This window comes from Photorhabdus kleinii, from assembly GCF_025384885.1.
In the GTDB taxonomy this organism is placed as follows: Bacteria; Pseudomonadota; Gammaproteobacteria; order Enterobacterales; family Enterobacteriaceae; genus Photorhabdus; species Photorhabdus kayaii.
This window is the reverse complement of the sequence record NZ_JAJAFY010000009.1, coordinates 49622-70578: the sequence shown is the minus strand read 5'-3', so window position 1 is coordinate 70578 and position 20957 is coordinate 49622. Positions and strand designations below refer to the sequence as shown.

Genomic DNA, 20957 nt, shown 5'->3' with positions numbered 1-20957 from the left:
TCTTTCTCTCTTGCCTACTGATCTGAATTATCTGGCGTGGTGTTGAAAATAATTTCAATACGACGGTTCAATGCTCGATTCTTGGCGTTGGTATTGGGGACTAAAGGGGCTTGTGCACCGGCGCTTTCAACCTGTAGCCGTTGTGGTTGCCGCAGACCAGTGCGGAGCTGTTGTGCTACGGTTTCTGCTCGCGCCAGTGACAGGGCATAGTTAGAAGAGTAGGCATGTGTATGAATTGGCAGGTTGTCACTGTGCCCGCGGACGATAATTTTTCCGGTAGTCAGATTCAGTTGTTTGGCAAGATCCTGGAGAGGTGCCAGATAACGCGGGTTCAGCGTTGCTGATGCAGAAGCAAACAGGTTGCCTCCCTGTAGGGTAACACTGACATTATCTGCGTTCTGGCTGACGGTGCTCTCTTGCTGCCCCAACATGGATTGCAACATCTGCCGTAGATGAGCAACAGAAAAACGTTCAACCGGTAATGTGGCTTCCGGTAGGGGCAGGTTATATATGGATGTCAACACCGGTTCTGTCTGTTGATTAAGCCGGGTATTCAGCCCAATGTAGAGTAGACCGGTCAACAGGACGCAGGACAGTGAGCAAAACAATAGAAAGTGGGATAGCCGTGATGGTTGATCTGTGTTAACTGGCAGAGAAGGAGGTGCTACGCTTAAGGTGGCAGAATATTCCCCTCTTACCTGAAGCAGGCGTATTGCCAGGCGCTGAATTAAGGTTTCCAGTTGAGCGAGACCATTTTCCACCAGACGATAGCGTCCACCAAATCCTAGCAGTAAGCAGAAGTAGAATAGTTCGAGCAGATCGATATGTTTACTCGGTTGTTGCAGCAACATATCCAGTAACTTGAAAAATTTTTCACCACCGCTGCTCTCTTTGTGGAATGTGACTAACAGGCCATTACCTGACCAGATACTGTTGTCTCCCCAAGAGGTCAGTGCCACTGCCTCATCCAGAGAAGTACACAGGCAGTAACGGGCGCCGAGAATGGTTTCATAGCTGAATCCTGCCTGTTGGCACTGTTTCTCAAAGCGATAGATTTCTCCGATCAGTTGTTGACGTAACTGACCTGAATCTTCCGGTTTAGCGGCGTGACGGATGTGTGGCATGGCATTTAACAGTGGATAAGCAGCCTGCACCAATGGGTTATAGTAGTTGCGATTCATCGGTTTATCTCCTCATCATCAGACAGGCGTTTAAGTGCCCAAAATGCCATTTTTAGACTAGGAAACTCGCCAGCAACGTAGAAGGCGAACACACCGGATTTTCTTAACGACTGCTCAGTCTCTCCATCAAGCGCCAATTTGAAGTAGCAGAACCCATTCTGATAGGGAAGTTGCCTGGGGATCTGTGCCAGGTGGTGCAGAGCGATACCGGGCAATTGCAAACGTACGAGATCGCGTATGTGGTCAGCGGGGGCGATTTTGATTTGGGCCGGAAAGTGAGCCATAAAAGCGTTATGTTCTATTTCTGACTTTACGGCTAAGATGAAGTGATAATCACTCAGATTCATCTGTTCCGGTAGTGACGCTACATTCAATCCTGGCAGACGTTTAGTTAGGGGCAGTGAAACAACATATTCTTCCAGCACGATGGACAGATTGCGTTGCAGTAATGTCAGGAGATGGGTGAAGCAGCCGCCAATATCCTGATGGTTGTAGCGGGGTAACTCGCCTTCCAGCGTATAGGGCACCTGAAATGAGCTCATTTCCAGTGCGTAGCTGATCCAAATGAGAAAAAGCGTTTCCGGTGCTTGTTGAGGCAGATGCATGATGTGTTGAAGTTGAGCACAGAAACGGTTTAACAGTGCTTGTTGTAACAAATCGCGGGTACTGGAGCCGTTGTATTGCAGATGACGGCTAAGTTGTTGGCAGCGTTGCAGTAACAGGCCATAAAGATCACTCGTCATGCGCTGTAATAATGAATTTGCCCAACAATTAAGCAACGGCGGAATGTACCCAGTATCCAGAATGACGACACCATCCTGATTTTTTTCTAAAACCCGCAGTACACCCATAGCAATCCACTCACCATTCAGTTCATTTTTTGGCAGCAGGCGCAGGCGTAATCTGCCGCAATGTAGGGTAGTACTACCGAGTGTTAACGCATTGACGTCGTTGACCTCTTTTTCGAAAGCTTGATAACGTGCCAGAGAGTCGGGAGCATCATCGAAACTAACGGATTCGCGTCCGGCCAAATATGCCGGTATAGCTAGGGTGATAATTTGCGAACGCAATGAAGGGCTGATTTCTAACGTGGGTGGTGCTTCATCGGTTTCAGTAAATTCAAAGGTGGTACCGTCAGGCATAATACCACTGGCTGCCAGCAGTGAGATTTTTCCCAAAGCAAGTTGGCTTTCATCGAGTTTTAATGATGAAAATCCCCAATTGTAGGCTCGTTGTAGAGCTCCCCATTGACGCAGGCGTGCATCTACATATTCATCTGCTTGTTGAAAATGGTGGGGGCGTAAAAACATGCCTTCCATCCAGAGAACTTTATGTGCATTTTTCATGGGTGATCTCCTGAGCATGTGTGATTTATTTATCGGATGCAGATGCAATCTGTAATCCGTGTGAAGTAACAGTAATCAACTGATAAGGCTCAGAGGATGAAAAAGGATTCAAAACCGATAAATAAGAGGCGGTTGGAAACGATGATAAGGGAATAGTGAGCCGCCATTGTTTATCGGTAATATTTTGATATTCTGCCCAGATAGCAATATATTTTTCTGTTGACGGTGCATTAACTGTAATACTGATATTATTTTCTTCTTTTCGTGGCAACAAGAAGATTGATCTTTGATAAATCACCGTATTAGCTAAGACGGAATGGGTATTTTTTTGTAAAGCCCCGATATCTGCCTGATTAAATTTATCTGGATCATTTAATAACAATATATTTAATTTTAGCGGCGCATGATGGTTAATATCACCTTGCGCCTGAAATTTAATGGTGTACAGAATATTTTTTTCCACTTTATTTGTAGAACAGCTCACAGTCAGCAGTATGCTCAACAGGATAAAAGAGGAAAAAGAGTGACGTTTATAGTGAGGTAAAAATAGCATAGAAATCCCTCCATTACAGTCCTAACAGCAGTACCTTAAGCTGGCTAGGAATTAAACGCATGCCGATCATGTTGGTGCTATTTTGCAAACTCAAGCTGGTGACACGTGTAGCGGGAAATCCTTTAATTAAAGTGGTAAAGGAGCCGATTAAATGGCGTGAAGGTCCCATTACGGTACCGGAAATAATACCGAGATTGACGCCAAGGTTATCGCCAAAGCTGGTATTCGTCACTGTTGCCATATTATGTGCCGGCATTCCCATAAACAGCACTTTATAAGTGTGAGGCGTCGCCATCAGACCTAGAGTCATATTAGGGTATGGAACAGGCACGGGTACAGGCAAAGGTGTCATACAGACATCTGGAAATGCCAGATCCATACCAAAAAGTTGGCAATTCGCAAACATATCATCACCTATTAAATTAATGTGTTGCTATTTATAGCCAATAGATTAGCAAAAGAGAAAATAAAACCAATAAGGTATTAACCTTATTTTCTGGAGTGATTTTAAAATATGAATATTGTTATCAACTTATTCTGAAAAATAAGGGTTTTGTCTGATCCTAACTGAAAGAGTATTCTAGGAAAATCTTATAAACAGTAGGGAATAAAATTAGTCATTAATGTATGAAATGGCAATGCCGGGATTTCTTTATAATAAAAAATACTTAAGAACATTAATGTAATCGGATGGGATAATGAATACAGTTGAATTGCTCAAACATATTTATGACATAAATTTATCGTATCTGCTATTAGCTCAGCGGTTAATTAACCATGAAAAAGCATCAGCGATGTTCCGTTTAGGTATTAGCGATTCTATGGCTGATACGTTATCTAAATTGACATTACCTCAGTTGGTCAAACTTGCTGAGACGAATCAATTAATTTGTCATTTACGGTTCGAAAACAGTAAAACTATTCAGCAACTTACCAAGAAATCTCGGATAGATGATTTACAAAAAACACATACAGGGATTTTGTTATCGACTCATCTGTTTCAACAGTTATCTTCGAAAGATGATATTTCAGTGAAGAAAAGAGTATTGAGAGATGGTTGAGAAAAGTATCGTTCAAGAGATTAAGGATATACAGCTAGCGGTGGAACTGATCACTTTAGGCGCACGGTTACAAATGCTGGAAAGTGAAACGAAGCTGAGCAGAGGACGATTAATTAAGCTTTATAAAGAGTTGAGAGGAAGCCCACCGCCTAAGGGAATGCTCCCGTTTTCAACCGATTGGTTTATGATCTGGGAACAGAATATTCATTCATCCATGTTTTACAATGCCTATCGTTTCTTACTTAAAGGGGGTTATTGTGAAGGTGTAGGGGCTGTGATTAAAGCTTATCGACTCTACCTTGAACAGTGTTCTCCTGTTGAGGGAAATGAGCCGATTCTGGCGCTGACTCGTGCCTGGACTCTGGTACGTTTTATAGACAGTGGTATGTTGCAACCTTCACCATGTCGTACTTGTGGTGGAACGTTTATTACTCATGCTTATCAACCGGTGAATAGCTTTATTTGTAGCCTTTGTCAGCCGCCATCACGTGCAGTAAAGAGAGTTACTTTTCCCCTTAGTCTGCTAGGTGTTTAATCCAGTCGCAATTTTTTGCTTATGTAAATCTGACAGAGGTCGGTATTTCAGGATAATTAAGTTGTCAATGGTGAGAGAAACGTTTCGTTGATGGATATTCATTTTTGTTGGGATTCTGTTGATATGAAACCAGCGTAAAATTGATTTTAGTCATAATTTGGTTAGACGATTTTGGTAAGTTTTATCTGATTGTTATCTGATGTAAAGTATTTATTATCTTCGGGTGTATTTTCTTGAATTATAGTATGCCGGAAAGATAACGGGTATAACCCAATGAGATAAGTTCTAAACCTGTTGTTAATTAACCTGATAGGCGAGGAGTAATTTGGGTTTTTCACAAGGAGATATCTCTGAATAATAAGGAGATTATAAAATGAGAACAGGCTCATCATTAGTAATTAAACTCACTGTATTTCTATCATTGACGTTGTTTCTGATATGGCTGATTTCTGTCGTAGCAACGGCATTTTTTTCTTTCAAACATGCACATCAGCATGTGATGGATGAATTATCCCATCTTGCGACCTTACGGGCTGATTTAAGTAATCATCGCTTTGAGGGGGCGGAGAAAGATGCGCAGGAACTAGCGAAACGTTATGATGCTTATTATGAAAAGTATGAAAATAATAAAAATATTACGTCGAATACTGATAGCAAATATCTTCCCATCAATGGCAGTATCTGCCAACCCGATCACGAAATAAATCAGGATAATTGGTTTATTCAAGCATATGGCGCTGCCGGGCAGGCTTATTATCTGGACAGCTTTATTTTTAAGCGATCTCAGGGGATCTCCATTTATCCCCCGGAAAAAATCTCAGATGACTACTTTGTCAAACGATGTTTGGAGTTAGCGAATTTTCCTATGAACCCCAACCACGATAATATTTACTGGGGACAGCCGGAGCATATTCCTGGCAGTGGCTGGAGTATCTCGGTTGCCGCGAGTGATAAAATGGGCCGACTGACCGGATATGCGATTAAGTTCAATGATCTATTGTCATACGGGCAAGCGGTGACTAATTATGACATTGATCTCTGGTTGGACAGCAATCAACAATTATTGCCGTTTTTTAAAGGGAAATTACCGCAGGATCAAGAACAACATATTTTAGCATTGTTGAAGAAAGTTAAATTACATGATGGCTGGCAATATATTCCCGGTTATCAGGTATTACGTATCCAGCTGAAAGGTCCCGGTTGGCAGCAATTGGTACTTTATCCCACAAGAAGTCTATTTGAGGAAGTCGTTGATCAGGCGATTATTCAGCTTCCATTTGCGTTAATTATTCTATTAATGATAACGCTGACGATATTCTGGATGTTGCATTATTATCTGGCTAAACCGTTGTGGCAATTTGTAGATATTATCGATAAGACTGGACCACACGCGCTAGATGTACGTTTGCCAGAGAGCCGGCGTGATGAATTGGGGCAGATAGCCAGGGCCTACAATACGTTACTTGATACCCTGAATCAGCAATATTCCACGCTGGAAAATAAGGTCGCAGAACGTACCAAAGCATTAACAGAGGCAAAACAACAGGCAGAATTGGCTAATAAGCGTAAAAGTAGCCATCTGACGACCATTAGTCATGAACTAAGAACGCCACTGAGTGGGACATTAGGTGCATTGGAGTTACTGAAAACCAGTGAGATGAGCAGCGAGCAGCTACAATTGGCAGAGACAGCTCATCAGTGCACGCTATCTTTATTATTCATTATCAATAAATTGCTTGATTTTTCGCGCATTGAAGCTGGACAGGTTGAGCTACAGTACGCGACCAGCCAGTTGTTACCATTGCTGGATCAGTCAATGGCGACGATACAGGGAATGGCACACAATAAAAAGTTGACGCTAGAAACCTTTGTTGCTGCTGATGTGCCACAGGTATTAATGCTTGATGCAAGCCGGGTAAGACAGATTTTGGTAAATTTGTTAGGAAATGCCTGCAAATTTACCGATGATGGCGGCATTTCTCTGACTGTCACCCGTTCAGATAATATGTTGATTTTTGATGTTACTGACAGCGGATGTGGTGTCGCTCCAGAAAATATCGCCTCGATATTTAATCCCTTTTATCAGGTGCAGGAACATGCGCAGGGAACGGGCCTTGGGCTGACGATTGCGGTTACGCTGGCCAGAATGATGGGAGGAAATCTGGAATTTAACAGCACCTTTGGCTTAGGCACTAGCGTAGTGTTTCAACTGCCATTGATGGATTTTACTGAACCCGTGTTGTTACAGGGAGAGATAGGCGCACCGTTTGTCTTACATCGTCAACTGATGGCATGGGGCCTTATTTGTTTGACTGAAGAGCATTCCGGCGAATTATCCGCCAATGATTTGCGTTTTTTGCCCGGTCGTTTGCGGGATATTGTCGAACGTCAGTTATCTGGTGCGTTGCCGCCGGTACAAGATAACGTACCGCTACAACCTTGGCGTATGCAGGTATTGCTGGTTGATGACGCAGTGACCAATCGGGACATCATTGGCATGATGTTGACGCGATTGGGGCAGGGAGTGCGGCATGCTCAGGATGGTACAGAAGCCTTATTGTTGGGACAGCGTTACCGTTTTGATTTGGTACTGATGGATATATTGATGCCGGGGCAGTGTGATGGTCTGGAAACTACCCGGCGTTGGCGTATTGATTCTGACAATCAGGACCCAGAGTGCATGATTGTTGCTCTGACGGCAAATACAGTTGCCGAAGAGAAGGAACGCGCGGCTCAGGCCGGGATGAATGATTACATATCCAAACCGGTGACGATTAACCAATTGGCCCAAATATTAGAGATGACTGCGGAATATCAGTTGCGGCGTGATATTGATCTAATGGTGCAGCAAGAAACAGATAAACCATTACTGCCCATGAACTTATTGCGTATGCAGGTAAAAGTCCGCAGGGAATTATTAACTTTACTTGATGAAGCTGAACAACATATTACTCAACAGGAGGTATTAGAAAAGCTCTTACATTCCATGAAGGGAGTGAGTGGGCAGGCAGGGCTTAATTCATTATTGTGTGTCATTGTTGAAATGGAAAACCAGATACATAACGGTTCGCTGCCGCAAAAAAATGAGCTGATGAAACTACGCAAATTGATTAACGCAACGCTGTGCTCTGCTGAGGAACACGAGCAGAATGCACCTTTTTCCGCGAGGTCCTAATATGATTTGCTATAAAGTTTTGCTGGTAGATGATCATGAGCTGATCATAGATGGAATAAAGAATCTTCTTGCCGCATACCCGCGTTATCAGGTAGTCGCGCAAGTTGATGATGGACTCTCTGTTTATGCTGCCTGTCGGGATCTTGCACCAGATATTGTGATTCTTGATCTTGGCCTTCCGGGGCTGAATGGATTGGATATCATTCCACAACTTTGCCAACGCCGGCCGGATTTGCGCATACTTGCTCTTACGGCCCATGATGATGAGCTGACTGCCAGCCGTGTACTGCGTGCGGGAGCATTAGCTTATGTCTTGAAAACCAGTTCGCAGCAGATATTACTTGCTGCGATTACCAGTGTTGCTGCCAGAAAAAGTTACGTTGATCCTCATCTTAATCAGGAGGCAATCCGCTTGCTGGGAGAAGGAATAAATGATGACAGCACATTGCTTACCCGGCGTGAGCGCCAAATATTACAGCTAATTAGCGAAGGTAATGGCAATCGTAATATTGCTGAGGTGTTAAGTATTAGTATTAAAACAGTAGAAACTCACCGCCTTAATATGATGCGAAAACTTAAAGTTCATAAGGTGACTGAATTACTTAATTACTCAAGAAAATTGGGATTGATAACTTGATCATGCGGATAGTGTTAATGCTACCGGATGGTAATTGACTATTAGCAATAGCATGCAAAAACAGCTCGATTATAGGGCTGTTTTTGTGTTTTTCAGTAATATGTATAAACGAAATTTAGGATATTTTTTATCTGATTGATATATAAATATGGTAGATTCACATAATAAGTGCAACATCGTTAATCCGGAAGTAAACATGTTCGTATTCCCTTAAATAATTCATTCGATGTTTTCCCACCCCGTGTTTTTCCTGTCTCTTATACACAAATCCCTCAGTAAATATTGAGGAATTTGTGTACTTCTGCCTAAATGATAGTTTTCAGGATAAAACGATAAATTGAGGTAAATTGACCAGGTTTGTAACGGAAGCAGAACACTGGGCAAAAGAGACGTTCTCAGGCGCAAAACTGGGTGACCAGCGGCGCACCGAACGGTTGGTAAAAGTCTCCTCATCACTCGTTAACAACATAGGAAAATCGCTTGTGAAATCTCTGGATACCCCCGCTGATATCGAAGCGGCTTACCGTTTTATCCGTAATACGGATGTTAAAGCCGATGCCATTGCAGAGGCGGGTTTTGCTGCCACCGCTTCGCGGGCGATGGCGGCACGTTTGGGGCCGGAGATGACAAAGGAGATCAGTGTCTGTGATCGGGAATCTGATGTGATTGAATACCTGGCCTATAAGGTCATGAATCAGCAGCGTTTTGTTGTTCGTTCAATGCAAAGCCGGCGGATAGCAGAGAGTGAAGAGACTCTTTATGCCTTCAGCGATACTTTGCAGTCCGCAGGAGAAAGACAGGTTCAGGTCAGGCAACGGGGCGGCCGCAAAGCCCGGGAGGCGCTCTGTGAGATACGTTATGCGCCCTGCGTGATTTTGGCTCCGAATGCCAGTTTATCGGTATTGACGCCCCACAAGTGGAGGAAATCATGACATATCAAGGGCGTCGACGTCCGGCTAAAGATAAACCCTCTCAGATTTATTACCGGCTCTCAGGCCGGGCTTACAGTCAACTGGATAAAGTCGTGTATGCCCGACTCAAGGTGGGGATGTTTATTTTGGCGACCAATGAAACGGACGATAAGGCGCTGGATATGGCCGCGTTGCTCGCGAATGACAAAGCCCAGCAGAAAGTTGAGCGAGGTTTTCGATTCCTAAAAAGTCCCGAGTTCTTAACCTCATCCATGTACCTGAAAAAACCGGAACGCATCGAAGCCTTATTGATGGTGATGACGTGTAGCTTAATGGTGTATGCGGCGCTGGAACATAAAATTCGCACGAGTCTGAAACAAAGCCAGGCATTCTACCCGGATATGAAGCAGCAGCAGACGCAATCGCCCACCGCTCGTTGGGTATTTTTAACTTTCGAAGGTATTAATACCTTTGAATTTGAAGAACACCGGATGGTGACGGGAACGCAACCGTACCAAAATGCCCTGCTGAAAATATTGGGGCCACCATACGAGTCTTTTTATTCCTGAATTGGGTGCGGAATGTCGGTAGTAAACTTTAAGGCAGAAGATTTAAGCACTAAAATACGTGCAAATAATGCTGTGATATCAAGCGGTAAAGATATTGTTGGAAAAGCTACTCAAATCCATTCAAAAGGTGATTCATTATTGTATGCAGGAAGAAATCTTGAATTATCTGCTTATGATTATAAATATTTCCATTATCCTAATGGCATGCTTAATTCTCATAAGGATATAGCAGTCCCTAATATTCACTCTAATAAAAATCTAACATTGTTAGCAAATAATGCTATTTCTATATTTGCTTCTAAATTATCTTCTGATGGAGATATTAAATTGTCTTCTGGTGGAGATATAGGATTTGTAGCTCTTAATAATTATTTTGAACTGAGAAGTAACAACTCAACACGTGAAGAAATAAAACCTCAAGGTGTTGAATTAAATAGCGGGGGTAATTTATCTATTATCACTGATGGGAATTTATTATTTCAAGCTACTAAGTTAATGGCTAAAGGAGCTATAAATATAGCTGCTAAAGGCGGTTATCTTTATGCGCAAGCAAAGGAGGATATTAGTCATTATGAAACCGAAGAAACAAAGCGTAAATGGTATGGTAAGAAGAAAACAACTACAAAAATTCGCCACGATGTGACTAATAAGGTGACTGAATTCATTGCTAACGGTGATATTAACCTATTAAGCCATGATGACAGTACTTATGAAGCCAGTAAGATTGAAACTAATAAAAATGCCAAGTTAACCAGTACACATGGAAAGGTAAATTTTAAGGCAGTAAAGGATACCTCTTTTGAACAAACTATTAGCGAATCCAAGGGTTTCTTCATTAAGAACAGAGATAGCGGCCATACTAAAGAAAAATGGGTACTGCCTTCTATTCACATTGGCGGAAAACTAACTGTCGATGCAGCAAATGGGATTAGTGCTGATATCAAAACGAAGAACGATAAATCCTTACAGAATGTATTGGCAACACTCGGCGATACACCTGAAACAGCTTGGTTAAAGGAGTTAAATCGACAGCAAGATGTAAAATGGAATGAAGTTAAGGATGCTTATGATAGTTGGGATTATAAGAGCCAGCATTTAAGTCCAGCAGTTTCTGCTGTTATTGCTATAGCAGTTGCTGTAGCTACAGCAGGCGCGGGGGTAACTGTTGCGGCAGCCGGTGGAGCAGCAGGTGTGGTTGGAGGAGCAGCTACTGCGGCTGGAGCGAGTGTAGCAACAGCTGCGGCAGCAAGTACTGCTACATATGGAGCAGTGACTTCAGGTATAGCGGTTTTGGCTTCTAAAGCAGCAGTTACACTTGTAGATAATCAAGGCAATCTGTCTAAAACCTTTAAAGTAATGGGCAGCAGTGATACTGTAAAATCAACCATCACTTCAATGGCGATTGGTGGTGTTTTGGCTGGATTTGATAATGTTATGGGTTGGGATAAAGCTGCTGACGGGGCTGTTGCTGCAAAATCAAATATACCTTTATTAAGTAAGGGTGATTGGAGCAAAGTCGCTCAACGTGTTGCTGGACAATCAATTATCAGTTCCAGTTTAAATACCACAATTAATGGCGGCAGTTTTAAAGATAATTTCACGGCAGCATTGCTTGCCAATGTCGGTAATCAAATCAATGCAGAAGGGGCGGATTTCATAGGAGACTATGAGAAAGTATTAGGTGAATCTGGAAGAGCAATTAGTCATACTGCCTTATCTGCTTTTGCAGCAGAAATTGGTGGCGGGGATGCCAAAGGTGCTGCTGCTGGCTCATTGGCTGCTTCGCTTGCGTATCCAACTTTAGATAATACATTCAGCGATCCGGCTAAAATACAAGCTGGAGGTAGAATCATTGGTGGTATTGCTGGTGCATTTTCTACAAATAGTGCTCAGGGTGCTAACTCCGGAGAAATAACGATTGTATACAATCATTTAGCTCATGCTCTAAGTGCCGCAGAGAAGCATAAGCCTGGAACGATAAAAGCTCATGAAGAAAAAACAGCCGAGCTTTGTGTACAGTCACCGGATGTGTGTGAAAGAGCTGCGGCAACATTTAGCGTATCTGCTGATTTTCTTCCTGTGATTGGAGATATTAAAGGGTTTGCCGAAGCAGAAACCGCGATCGATTATCTAGCAGCAGTAGTAGGCCTGATACCAGGAGCTGGTGATGTTGCTGGGAAACTCCTAAAAGGAGCAGATAAGGCACTGAAACATGGTGACCTTGAAACCGCCTCAAAGCTGATTCATCAAGCTCATGATGAAATAGGTATATTGTCAAAAGTTAATGTTGAACATGTTTTTCATGGTGAAATAAACCGTAAAGGAAAAGCTGTTGGCTTCCATCATGAAGCCAGCATAGGCCATCAAGGAAAAGCCCGTATTACTGAAATTACAGACCTCTCAAATGCTCAAGGTGTCTATCGAGGAAAAGTTGAAGTGTTTAACTCACAAACTGGACAATGGGTGTCGAAAGATCCTAAATCAACATTCTTCCCACAATCATGGAATCGTCAGCAGGTACTATCTGAAATAAAAGGGGCATATAAAAATTCCACTATGCAAGGCTCTAAGTGGGAAGGAATATCGCCAAGTGGGGTAAGAATTGGTGGTTATTTAGATAAAAATGGAAATATTAATACAGCATTTCCTGTTTATGAAGGTGTTAAATAAAAATGAAATTTTATGTTGATGAACATGGTTATTCTCGCGCTCAAGCAGATGAAGAACATCGCCTTATAGCATGGTTTTTAAATGACGATGTTCAGGGCAGTTTACACAGCGTTGAAGAATATATTTCTTGGTGTGAATCAGTTAAAAATGGCGAAATACCACAATGGGAAGGAACTGGTAATGCCCATACTGTTACTATTAAGCCAGATGGCGTCGAGATCTTTAACGAATACACAGAAGAAAGTCTTGAGATCGCAACCATAGAAGAATTCAAAGGTTATCTTGAACAATGGAAAGAGTTACTTCTAAGCAGAAAGTAATCTGATTAAAAAGCCGGAAGATCTCTTTGATCTTCCGGCTTTGTTCTTTCTTACCGTGGCGAATACCCATGATAGGCCAGAGCTGATTGAAGTCGTCCTGATTACCCATGCTTCTTCGTCATCAACCGTACAGGCGCGTATTTTCGCTCAACTATGCTGACACAGGGGTGTTATTGCGCGATCTCCATTCATGAAAATACGCAAATGGTAAGACCAGATATTATTTTTCTCTGATATAACCTATATATATTCAACATTAGCAATCCAGTTTTGTTGACGACGAGTCAATCGAGCTTGCTCATTTTCGTCAGTGAACTTAGCAGAAACATATTTAAGCAATGTAGGATCAACGTCTTCAAAGGTATTAACGTTAACGACGGCATAATCGTGACCGTTAATCTGGCTGATGACAACAGGTACTACTCCACATTGGCTACAAATATGAAACTGAGCTGTACCTGTGTCAAAAGAGTATTTATGTAGAAGTTTTTGTTCTTGGATACTCAGCCGAAGCTGCCCTGCTGGGTATGATGTCCAGATAGCACTGTGCTTGGTACAAAAAGAGCAAGTACATGCTCGTGCCGGAATCTCCAGAGGCTCAGGCTCCCAGTTAAACGTAAATTCAATATTCTTACAGTGACAACTACCGGAAATTAGCATGTGTACCTCCTTAGTTTGCGTGTCTTAACAATGGTAGGGAATGTGATTTGGTATTACTAGGTTGTGAGTTTTTAAAAATATATCATTGCTCATATAATAACATCAGTTATTATATTTGTAATAATAATGACTTTGTTTTTAGTATTATATGTTGTGTTTTGTGTTTTTTTTATTTGTTTTTGAATTTAAATTTTATGTTTTTTTGTTTACTAAAAAATGTTATTGATGTTACTATGTTTTCAGTTGATATTTACTTGAGTTTATTTTTTTAAGTGTTAATTATTAAATAAGGTGTGTAAATTAATAACTATGCCAATGTGGAATTTGCTAATGTGAGATTATAATTGTTTTGATGTTATTAATTTATTCATTAAATAAGTTATTGTGTGCATTTGGTGTGTTTTAACTGGTGCGTAGTTTTTATTTTATACGGAATCTATTCTGGGATAATGTTTATTATATTGATTGGTTAATGGTCCATGAACAATAAATCTTCGTCTTTATTATTTATCGTTTTAATGGCTTTTCTTTCTATGGGAGGGTTGGTTTCATCGGATATATTCCTACCCGCCTTGAGTAAAATGGGAAACTATTATCACGTTAGCGAATCCAGTATACAAAGTGCAATAGCTATATTTTTATTTGGTATAGCATTTTCTCAACTTATTTATGGGCCATTGAGTGATTGTTTAGGAAGAAAAAAGGTTCTTATTTCTGGAATGATTATATGGCTGATTTCAACAATCGGTATTTTTTACAGTACGCATATTAGTGAGTTGCTATTATTGCGTTTATTCCAGGGAGTAGGCGCTTGTGCTGGTATTACATTAAGTCGTGCCATTATTAATGATTTGATGGGGAAAGAAGAGGCAGCTAATTTATATCTGATTATTTTCCCTTTTGTGGGAATGTCACCCGCTGTCGCACCAATGATCGGCGGTGTGTTAAGTGAATATTATGGTTGGAAAGCCTGTTTTTTATTTCTTACTTTATTTATAACAGCCACGCTTATATTGTGCTTGCTAGTTCTGAAAGAATCACTACCAATAAAAAAACGCCAAAAATTGAGTGTTAAAAATATATTGGTTAGTACTTACCAAGTGATCATAAATAAAGAGTTTCTTTTCTATGCAGCAATACCTTGCTTCGCTTATACGGCATATTTTTCTTATTTGATTGAATCTCCATTTATTCTTACAGCTATGGGATTACCAGAAAAATATGTTGGCTACACCTATATAATGCTCTCTTTGAGTTATGTGTTGGGTAATCTTACTGCTAAGAAATTAAGTCGCCAGCAAGGCATGAGAAAGACGATTTCTCATGGCTATCTCATCTTTGCTGTTGGAGGTATTGCTTTCACGATACAAATGTTTTTTAGTTCCTACCCATTGATAACTTCTGTACTAACAATATCAGTATTGACTTTCGGTAATGGTTTTTTGCTGCCACTTGGTACTGCATCGGCAATTGCCACTCATTCTCAAGCGGCAGGGACAGCTTCCGGCGTGATGGGAACATTGCAATTAGGTAGTGCAGGACTGGCATCATTGCTTATTGGTTATATATCTCACCATGAACCTATTAAAGTGGCATCTATCATCACAGTTGTTTCCTTAGTCGGTAGCATTATTTATATAACTGGTAATAGAGGTAATAAAGAAATAAGTAAAAAACAAACAATAGAAACTAAAATAGGAATGAAAAATGGTTAATAATATAGATGTCACATTACGTGATGGTGGATACCTGAATAATTTTAATTTTACAACAGAATACGCTATAAAACATGTTGAAGCGTTGACTAAAAGTGGTGTGGAATGGTTTGAAATTGGTTATCGCAATGGTTCTTTCAAACCTATTTCTAATATTGGCCTAACAGGTATGTCTCCGGATAGTTATATCCGAGATATTCATCAATCGGTACCTGAGGCAAAATTGGTAGTCATTGCCCATCCTCACAATATTAATGCTGATGATATCTATGCAATGAAGACGAATGGCGTTAGCTTGCTTAGGTTATGTATTAAAGCTGATAACCCGCAGCCATGCTTAGAGTTGTGCGAGATTGCTCAAGCTACTGGAATGGTGGTGGGTATTAATTTTACACGAGTGAGTCAGCTCTCTATCAGTAAAATTATTGAAGTTGCCAAACAGTGTGAACAAGCTGGTGCTGATATTATTTACCTGGCAGATTCAAATGGTAGTTTGTTCCCTGAACAGGTAGCGCAGATGTTTTATAAGTTAAAGTCTGCCACGCAATTGCAATTGGGATTCCACCCTCATGATAATTTGGGTCTTGCCACAGCGAATAGTATTGAAGCTATGAGAGCTGGAGCTAATTTTATTGATAGTTCTCTATCAGGGATGGGAAAAGGTGCCGGAAATCTCAATTTGGAAAGCTGGCTATCATTTCTCAATCTGAGCCAAAATAGCAAACAATATGACCTTGAACGAGTATTTAATCAACTCAATGAACTGCAATCCCATCATTTTTTTGCCGCCGCCCAGCGCGATCTTATCGATATAATGATGGGTATGTACAATTTGAGTGTGGAAAATAAAACAGCTCTCGAAGAAGGGTTACGAAATGGTATTAATTATGCGTTTCAGGTTGTTAAATCTTTGCGAGGAGCAACGGCATGACACGGCATAATAACCATGCCGGATGTTTCAGTCTCGAAGCGGTAATTCTTTCACCTGTGATGCCGCTTTGGGATCATGGTGATTTTTGCACTCCATTGCGTATATTATTACAGAAAGTGGGATATCAGGTGTCTATTATTGATACATTATCCTTAATTAATTTATCTGATCCCGACTACGCTATTAATATTATTGAATCTGAACTCAATCAACGTTTTTCCCAGCCTTATTTGCTTATCGGTTTTGCGATGTCTGGTACTCTGGCACAATTGCTTGCGTCGCGCCTGAAAAATCTCACGGGAGTAATCTCAGTGAGTGGTCCTGGATATGCTGATTCGTTACTGACCAATAGGCTGGAACAATTAATAGCATTACTGAATAGAAATCAGCTAGATGAAGCGATTTCTGTGTTACATAACTTTGTTATTCCTGAAGGTGGGACTCCACTTCCTAACATGCCTGCGATACCTGACAATTTAAGAAATACTGCTCGGGAGCGCATGATAGTGGGATTTTCACTGCTGCTACAATTGGATGCCAGAACAATATTGTGCAATTACAAAGGAAAATTTCTGAGTATAGTTGGTGGACGTTCACAATTAGCCACAGAATGTAATCAGGTGGTCAGCACTAATACTACGCACTGTTTTGTTGTCGTGGATGGGGCAGGAATGCGGCCTTGGGAAGACAAGCCGTCATTTATTAACAACGTAATTAACGATTGGCTCAAAACCTTATGAATAAAAAAATTCTTATTTTACCTGGGGATGGTATTGGTCAGGAAGTATGCGATGCCGCTCTTCCCGTTTTTCAGGCCCTAAATCTTCCTGTGACATTGGAAACTGGGGATATTGGTTGGACTTGTTGGGAAAGAGAAGGTAATCCAGTACCTGCCAGTACTTGGGGAAAAATAGCTTCAGTAGATGCGGTGTTACTCGGCGCTATTACTAGTAAAGGTAAAGAAGAAGCACAACAAGCGTTGCCGCCGCCTCTGCGTGGGAAAATGAGAAATTATGTGTCACCCGTTATCCAATTACGCCAGCGTTTGGGATTATATGCAAATATCCGACCAGTGCGTTATGTAGAAGGGGACCGTAAACCATTTCGCTGTTGTGTTATCAGGGAAAATACCGAAGGACTATATGCAGGGTTCGATTTTAAAGGAATTCCCGCTACTGCGACAACTTGGTTACGGCATCCAAATATAGATAAATATGGCTCTGAAGAAGCAGCATGGACAGTCCGTCTACAAACCCGTTTTGGTTTAGAACGTTTGTTTATTACTGCATTTGAGTATGCAAAGGAAAATAACTACTCCCGTGTAACCTTTGCGGATAAACCAAATGTAATGCGGGAAAGTGGGCACTTTGCAAAAGGTATTTTCGATACTGTTGCGGCACGTTACCCTGAAATAAAAGCGGATATCCACAATGTAGATGCGGTAGCTTTATGGATGGTAAAAAAACCGCATGAATTTGGTGTCATTGTCGCTGAGAATATGTTCGGTGATATTTTGTCTGATTTGGCAGCGGGAGTAATGGGAGGGCTTGGTTTAGCGCCTAGCGCTAATATTGGTAGTGATATTGCATACTTTGAACCTGTACACGGTAGTGCGCCTGGTATGGCAGGTAAAAATAAAGCCAATCCGGCAGCGATGTTTTACACAATCGCATTACTACTGGAACATCTTGGCTTTTCTGATGCAGCACAGCAAATTAACTGTGCAGTAGATAATGTGATACGTGAAGGACGAACTGTTACTTATGATCTGGGTGGTAGCGCAACAACCCAACAAATGGCGCAGGCTATTATTAGTACTCTAAGTAAAAAATACACTAGCTATTCTGCATCGGTTATTACTGTTGGTGATGAACTCCTGAGTGGTAAATATCCTAATACTAATCTTCAGGATATTAGTGAATATCTCACGGAGCAGGGATATAAAGTGAAGCAACATCAGGTTTGTGCTGATGATATTAACCAGATTGCTACCGCAGTGGTTCGTAGGCTGGGGCAGGATACTCTCATTATTGTGTGTGGCGGTCTTGGCCCGACACCGGATGATAAAACTCGTGAGGCGATAGCAAAAGCGGCAGGAAGCCCTCTGGAAATACGTGATAATGTCTGGGTGGAAATACAGCAACAATTGGAAAAACTGGGAGTATATTGTGATCTCTCGAATCGATTCCAAGCCATGTTTCCATTCGGAGCAAAGGTTATTCCCAATGTTACAGGTACAGCACCTGGTTTCAGTCTTAATGTTGATGGTAGTAAAATAGTTGTGTTGCCAGGGCCTCCGTCCCAAATGCGGTTAATGTTGTCAGAAGAACATTCTATCGGCCCAGTAGTCGGCATGAGAGAGAGAAACTACCATTGGACACTAATCGGGGTTAGTGAAAGTAAAGTAGGTACGATGGTGAATGCATTCTTTGATGGTGTTGAGTGTGATATTCACTATCTGTGGAAAGCGCCTTATGTCGTAGTACAAGTTATTACGCCTGCTGATGTCCCTCTTTCCGTACAGCAATTGGCTAACTTTAGCGTCATGTTTGAAAACAAATTGGTTAGTGATTGCCAGATGACTGCTATGGAAAAACTCAGTGAACAATACCGCATTAACTGGTTCACAGATGATGATGAATTAAATACATATCTACACACAACATATGCAGTAAATAATCCTTCAAAATTTCTTTCGGTGAATATTACAGTGTCTCCTTCTATAAGTTCATTTTTGTCTGGTGAAGAAATGCTTGGACAGATGACCTTGACGACCATAGATGATGAAGGACGACAATATTCAGTGGATTTTCCATGTAATAAATTGCTACTGCAACAATCTATACCAGAATATGCCGCCTGGAGTGTCCTGCGCGCACGTGAACCCAAAGGGGAAATGTAATGCAAACTATACAAATTGATCAAATCAAAAAGCGTTTAATGAAGCTTGACAGTGCGGCCATATCGGATGCAATGGATAGTCTGCATATTCCTGCTGGACTAGCTGGAATTGTGCCACGTAGTAATGTCGGGATTAAAATGGCTGGACCAGCTTTTACTGTGCGCTATGAACCTATCATTCCGGAACAGGGTAAATTTCTTAATGCTGGAAACTACATTGATGAAGTACCTGCTGGATATGTAATAGTGGTTGATAATCAGGGGCGTACGGATTGTACCAGTTGGGGTAATATTTTAACTTTTAAGGCTGTACAAAAAGGAATCGCAGGTTCTGTGATTTATGGGTCAGCCAGAGACTTGTCTGAGGTTCGCAGATTGGAATATCCCTTATTCACGACAGGGGTTTATATGGTATCTGGAAAGAATCGAGCCAAGGTTGCTGCAAAACAATGCACTCTGGATATTGGCGGTGTAGCAATATCTCCAGGAGATTGGGTTTTTGCTGATGATAATGGTGCGCTAGTCATCCCGCAGCAGCATTTGCTTACCGTTATTGAGCGTGCAGAAAATGTTGACAAAACTGAACAAGCTATTATTGAGGCGATAACTAACGGAGAAGATCTAGTTAACGCCCGCGAAAAACTGGGATATGCCGTACCTTGGAAAGCTGCGCAATGAGTCAGCTGTTTATAGAATACTGGGAGAGAAAACTTCGTTTTCTGGATGTACATTATCATGCCCGTCCCGATAGTTACATTCGGCGGTACAATGTACTTGAAGCAGGAAGGGAATACGTCCGACATGGTGGTGGGGTTGTACTTAAAAACCATCTGGGGAGTGTTACTGCTTTGTCGTCACTGGCTCAAGAAGCAGGACTTCCGGTTTTTGGTTCGATAGTATTGAACGCAACTGCTGGAGGGCTGGCAATTAACTCTGTTATCCAGTCACTGAGTCAGTACCAGTTCTGTAAAGCTCCGCGGCTGTTGGTTCATCTGCCGACTATTGTCCCGACAAGCCATAAAAGTATAATGAAACGTGCTTGGGCAAATGCTTTCGCGCAAACTTTAGCACAGCAACCTTTGTCTGTTGTCGATAGCAATGGGCGATTGCATAACGAGATCCATGAGTTAATTAGTTTTGCGCAGCAGCATAATGTTGTATTGTCATCCGGCCATGCTTCACGTTATGAAGTTATGCAACTTATTGATGCGATTACCGCTGCGGGTGGTTGTAAGTTCATGCTGAACCAACCTGCCAGTCCTATGACAGGATTAAAAGCGAAAGATCTTAAGGCGTTGGGTGAACATGATTGGCTTTATGTGGAGCAAACGGCATTAACTGTTTATCTTGGTTATCAGACAACTGAGGATTTTTTTGAAGTGTTATCGGAGGTGAATAATGTTGTCTATAGCTCCGATCTTGGACAGCCAGTCCAGCCGGATGTTGAGCAATGGTTGAGCGATAGTGAACGCTGGTTTAAAACCGCTGGCCTTAGTGAAGAACACATCCGAGATATCTCTTTACTGAATCCACTGCGGATGTTGGCTCCGGATTAGATATTAGATTCATCGGCTGAGAAGACGATAATTATCCGTTGTTGGTTGAATATGGAAAATTGCAATAAAGATCTATGAAACTAGCCGAAATTATTTGACTACAACACCACTAGAACATGACCATGCTCGCATTTTCAAAAATGGTATAGCAATATCCAAATCATTTGTGAAGTTGTGGGCAATGGTCTTTATTTTGTTACAAGAAAAATAAATGTAGGCTCTGTGTGTGAGAACCC

16 protein-coding genes and 3 pseudogenes are annotated in these 20957 nt (G+C 41.6%); 14 read left to right on the top strand and 5 right to left on the bottom strand.

What is annotated here, in order from left to right; translation table 11 throughout:
• Positions 1-14 precede the first annotated feature (14 nt).
• The 4 genes from icmH to LG003_RS07515 are packed head-to-tail and all read right to left on the bottom strand — an operon-like array spanning position 15 to position 3486.
• Complete coding sequence (gene icmH / locus LG003_RS07530; RefSeq protein ID WP_112878003.1) at positions 15-1181, bottom strand: type IVB secretion system protein IcmH/DotU; 1167 nt, start codon at positions 1179-1181, stop codon at positions 15-17.
• Complete coding sequence (gene tssK / locus LG003_RS07525; protein ID WP_262980450.1) at positions 1178-2527, bottom strand: type VI secretion system baseplate subunit TssK; 1350 nt, start codon at positions 2525-2527, stop codon at positions 1178-1180. The genes icmH and tssK overlap by 4 nt, the downstream gene beginning before the upstream one ends.
• A 25-nt stretch (positions 2528-2552) precedes the next feature.
• Positions 2553-3080 (bottom strand): type VI secretion system lipoprotein TssJ, encoded by a 528-nt coding sequence (gene tssJ / locus LG003_RS07520; RefSeq protein WP_112878001.1) that lies wholly within the window; start codon positions 3078-3080, stop codon positions 2553-2555.
• Between the two features lie 13 nt (positions 3081-3093).
• A complete protein-coding gene (locus tag LG003_RS07515; RefSeq protein ID WP_112878000.1) occupies positions 3094-3486 on the bottom strand; it encodes a DUF4150 domain-containing protein in 393 nt (130 codons plus the stop codon).
• A gap of 292 nt (positions 3487-3778) precedes the next feature.
• On the opposite strand from LG003_RS07515, the gene flhD reads away from it, so the two are divergent.
• From flhD to LG003_RS07475, 8 genes and pseudogenes are all read left to right on the top strand, one after another.
• Positions 3779-4141, top strand: a complete 363-nt coding sequence (gene flhD, locus LG003_RS07510; RefSeq protein WP_112877999.1) for a flagellar transcriptional regulator FlhD — start codon at positions 3779-3781, stop codon at positions 4139-4141.
• Positions 4134-4643, top strand: a pseudogene (gene flhC, locus LG003_RS07505) (flagellar transcriptional regulator FlhC); the annotation flags it as partial. The gene flhD and the pseudogene flhC, both read left to right, overlap by 8 nt.
• Before the next feature lie 406 nt (positions 4644-5049).
• On the top strand, positions 5050-7851 hold the full coding sequence (locus LG003_RS07500; protein WP_262980449.1) for a two component system sensor kinase: 2802 nt from the start codon (positions 5050-5052) through the stop codon (positions 7849-7851).
• Between the two features lies 1 nt (position 7852).
• Positions 7853-8488: a two component system response regulator gene (locus LG003_RS07495; RefSeq protein WP_112879802.1), complete on the top strand. Its 636-nt coding sequence runs from the start codon at positions 7853-7855 to the stop codon at positions 8486-8488.
• A gap of 347 nt (positions 8489-8835) precedes the next feature.
• A pseudogene (locus LG003_RS07490) lies at positions 8836-9372 on the top strand (IS4/Tn5 family transposase DNA-binding protein); the annotation flags it as partial.
• Positions 9339-9968 (top strand): annotated as a pseudogene (locus LG003_RS07485) (IS1634 family transposase); the annotation flags it as partial. The pseudogenes LG003_RS07490 and LG003_RS07485, both read left to right, overlap by 34 nt.
• Before the next feature lie 12 nt (positions 9969-9980).
• Positions 9981-12638 (top strand): DUF637 domain-containing protein, encoded by a 2658-nt coding sequence (locus LG003_RS07480; RefSeq protein ID WP_262980448.1) that lies wholly within the window; start codon positions 9981-9983, stop codon positions 12636-12638.
• Positions 12639-12640: 2 nt separating this feature from the next.
• On the top strand, positions 12641-12958 hold the full coding sequence (locus LG003_RS07475; RefSeq protein ID WP_262980447.1) for a YacL family protein: 318 nt from the start codon (positions 12641-12643) through the stop codon (positions 12956-12958).
• A 240-nt stretch (positions 12959-13198) separates the two neighbouring features.
• Here the strand turns inward: LG003_RS07475 and LG003_RS07470 are convergent, their stop codons facing one another.
• Entirely contained in the window at positions 13199-13618 is a 420-nt protein-coding gene (locus LG003_RS07470; RefSeq protein ID WP_262980446.1) for a GFA family protein, read from the bottom strand.
• A gap of 479 nt (positions 13619-14097) precedes the next feature.
• On the opposite strand from LG003_RS07470, the gene LG003_RS07465 reads away from it, so the two are divergent.
• The 6 genes from LG003_RS07465 to LG003_RS07440 are packed head-to-tail and all read left to right on the top strand — an operon-like array spanning position 14098 to position 20721.
• Positions 14098-15333 carry a multidrug effflux MFS transporter gene (locus tag LG003_RS07465; RefSeq protein WP_262980445.1) on the top strand — a complete coding sequence of 412 codons (1236 nt, stop codon included), beginning with the start codon at positions 14098-14100 and terminating at the stop codon, positions 15331-15333.
• Positions 15326-16264 carry a 3-hydroxy-3-methylglutaryl-CoA lyase gene (locus LG003_RS07460; RefSeq protein ID WP_262980444.1) on the top strand — a complete coding sequence of 313 codons (939 nt, stop codon included), beginning with the start codon at positions 15326-15328 and terminating at the stop codon, positions 16262-16264. The genes LG003_RS07465 and LG003_RS07460 overlap by 8 nt, the downstream gene beginning before the upstream one ends.
• The gene (locus LG003_RS07455) at positions 16261-17004 is read left to right on the top strand and encodes an alpha/beta hydrolase (protein WP_112878231.1); all 744 of its coding nucleotides are present in this window, start codon (positions 16261-16263) and stop codon (positions 17002-17004) included. Before LG003_RS07460 ends, LG003_RS07455 begins: the two co-directional genes overlap by 4 nt.
• On the top strand, positions 17001-19166 hold the full coding sequence (locus LG003_RS07450) for an isocitrate/isopropylmalate dehydrogenase family protein (protein ID WP_262980443.1): 2166 nt from the start codon (positions 17001-17003) through the stop codon (positions 19164-19166). The genes LG003_RS07455 and LG003_RS07450 overlap by 4 nt, the downstream gene beginning before the upstream one ends.
• The gene (locus tag LG003_RS07445) at positions 19166-19843 is read left to right on the top strand and encodes an RraA family protein (RefSeq protein ID WP_112878233.1); all 678 of its coding nucleotides are present in this window, start codon (positions 19166-19168) and stop codon (positions 19841-19843) included. Before LG003_RS07450 ends, LG003_RS07445 begins: the two co-directional genes overlap by 1 nt.
• Positions 19840-20721, top strand: coding sequence for a DUF6282 family protein (locus tag LG003_RS07440; RefSeq protein WP_112878234.1), 882 nt, complete (start codon positions 19840-19842; stop codon positions 20719-20721). Before LG003_RS07445 ends, LG003_RS07440 begins: the two co-directional genes overlap by 4 nt.
• Positions 20722-20957 lie beyond the last annotated feature (236 nt).

Bases quoted from the DNA above. Each gene is read 5' to 3' on its own strand.
- LG003_RS07500 (WP_262980449.1), top strand. From the start codon at position 5,050: ATGAGAACAGGCTCATCATTAGTAATTAAACTCACTGTATTTCTATCA.
- LG003_RS07470 (WP_262980446.1), bottom strand. From the start codon at position 13,618: ATGCTAATTTCCGGTAGTTGTCACTGTAAGAATATTGAATTTACGTTT.
- LG003_RS07515 (WP_112878000.1), bottom strand. From the start codon at position 3,486: ATGTTTGCGAATTGCCAACTTTTTGGTATGGATCTGGCATTTCCAGAT.
- LG003_RS07440 (WP_112878234.1), top strand. From the start codon at position 19,840: ATGAGTCAGCTGTTTATAGAATACTGGGAGAGAAAACTTCGTTTTCTG.
- LG003_RS07445 (WP_112878233.1), top strand. From the start codon at position 19,166: ATGCAAACTATACAAATTGATCAAATCAAAAAGCGTTTAATGAAGCTT.
- LG003_RS07480 (WP_262980448.1), top strand. From the start codon at position 9,981: ATGTCGGTAGTAAACTTTAAGGCAGAAGATTTAAGCACTAAAATACGT.
- LG003_RS07495 (WP_112879802.1), top strand. From the start codon at position 7,853: ATGATTTGCTATAAAGTTTTGCTGGTAGATGATCATGAGCTGATCATA.
- LG003_RS07465 (WP_262980445.1), top strand. From the start codon at position 14,098: ATGAACAATAAATCTTCGTCTTTATTATTTATCGTTTTAATGGCTTTT.
- tssJ (WP_112878001.1), bottom strand. From the start codon at position 3,080: ATGCTATTTTTACCTCACTATAAACGTCACTCTTTTTCCTCTTTTATC.
- LG003_RS07475 (WP_262980447.1), top strand. From the start codon at position 12,641: ATGAAATTTTATGTTGATGAACATGGTTATTCTCGCGCTCAAGCAGAT.
- LG003_RS07450 (WP_262980443.1), top strand. From the start codon at position 17,001: ATGAATAAAAAAATTCTTATTTTACCTGGGGATGGTATTGGTCAGGAA.
- LG003_RS07455 (WP_112878231.1), top strand. From the start codon at position 16,261: ATGACACGGCATAATAACCATGCCGGATGTTTCAGTCTCGAAGCGGTA.
- icmH (WP_112878003.1), bottom strand. From the start codon at position 1,181: ATGAATCGCAACTACTATAACCCATTGGTGCAGGCTGCTTATCCACTG.
- LG003_RS07460 (WP_262980444.1), top strand. From the start codon at position 15,326: ATGGTTAATAATATAGATGTCACATTACGTGATGGTGGATACCTGAAT.
- flhD (WP_112877999.1), top strand. From the start codon at position 3,779: ATGAATACAGTTGAATTGCTCAAACATATTTATGACATAAATTTATCG.
- tssK (WP_262980450.1), bottom strand. From the start codon at position 2,527: ATGAAAAATGCACATAAAGTTCTCTGGATGGAAGGCATGTTTTTACGC.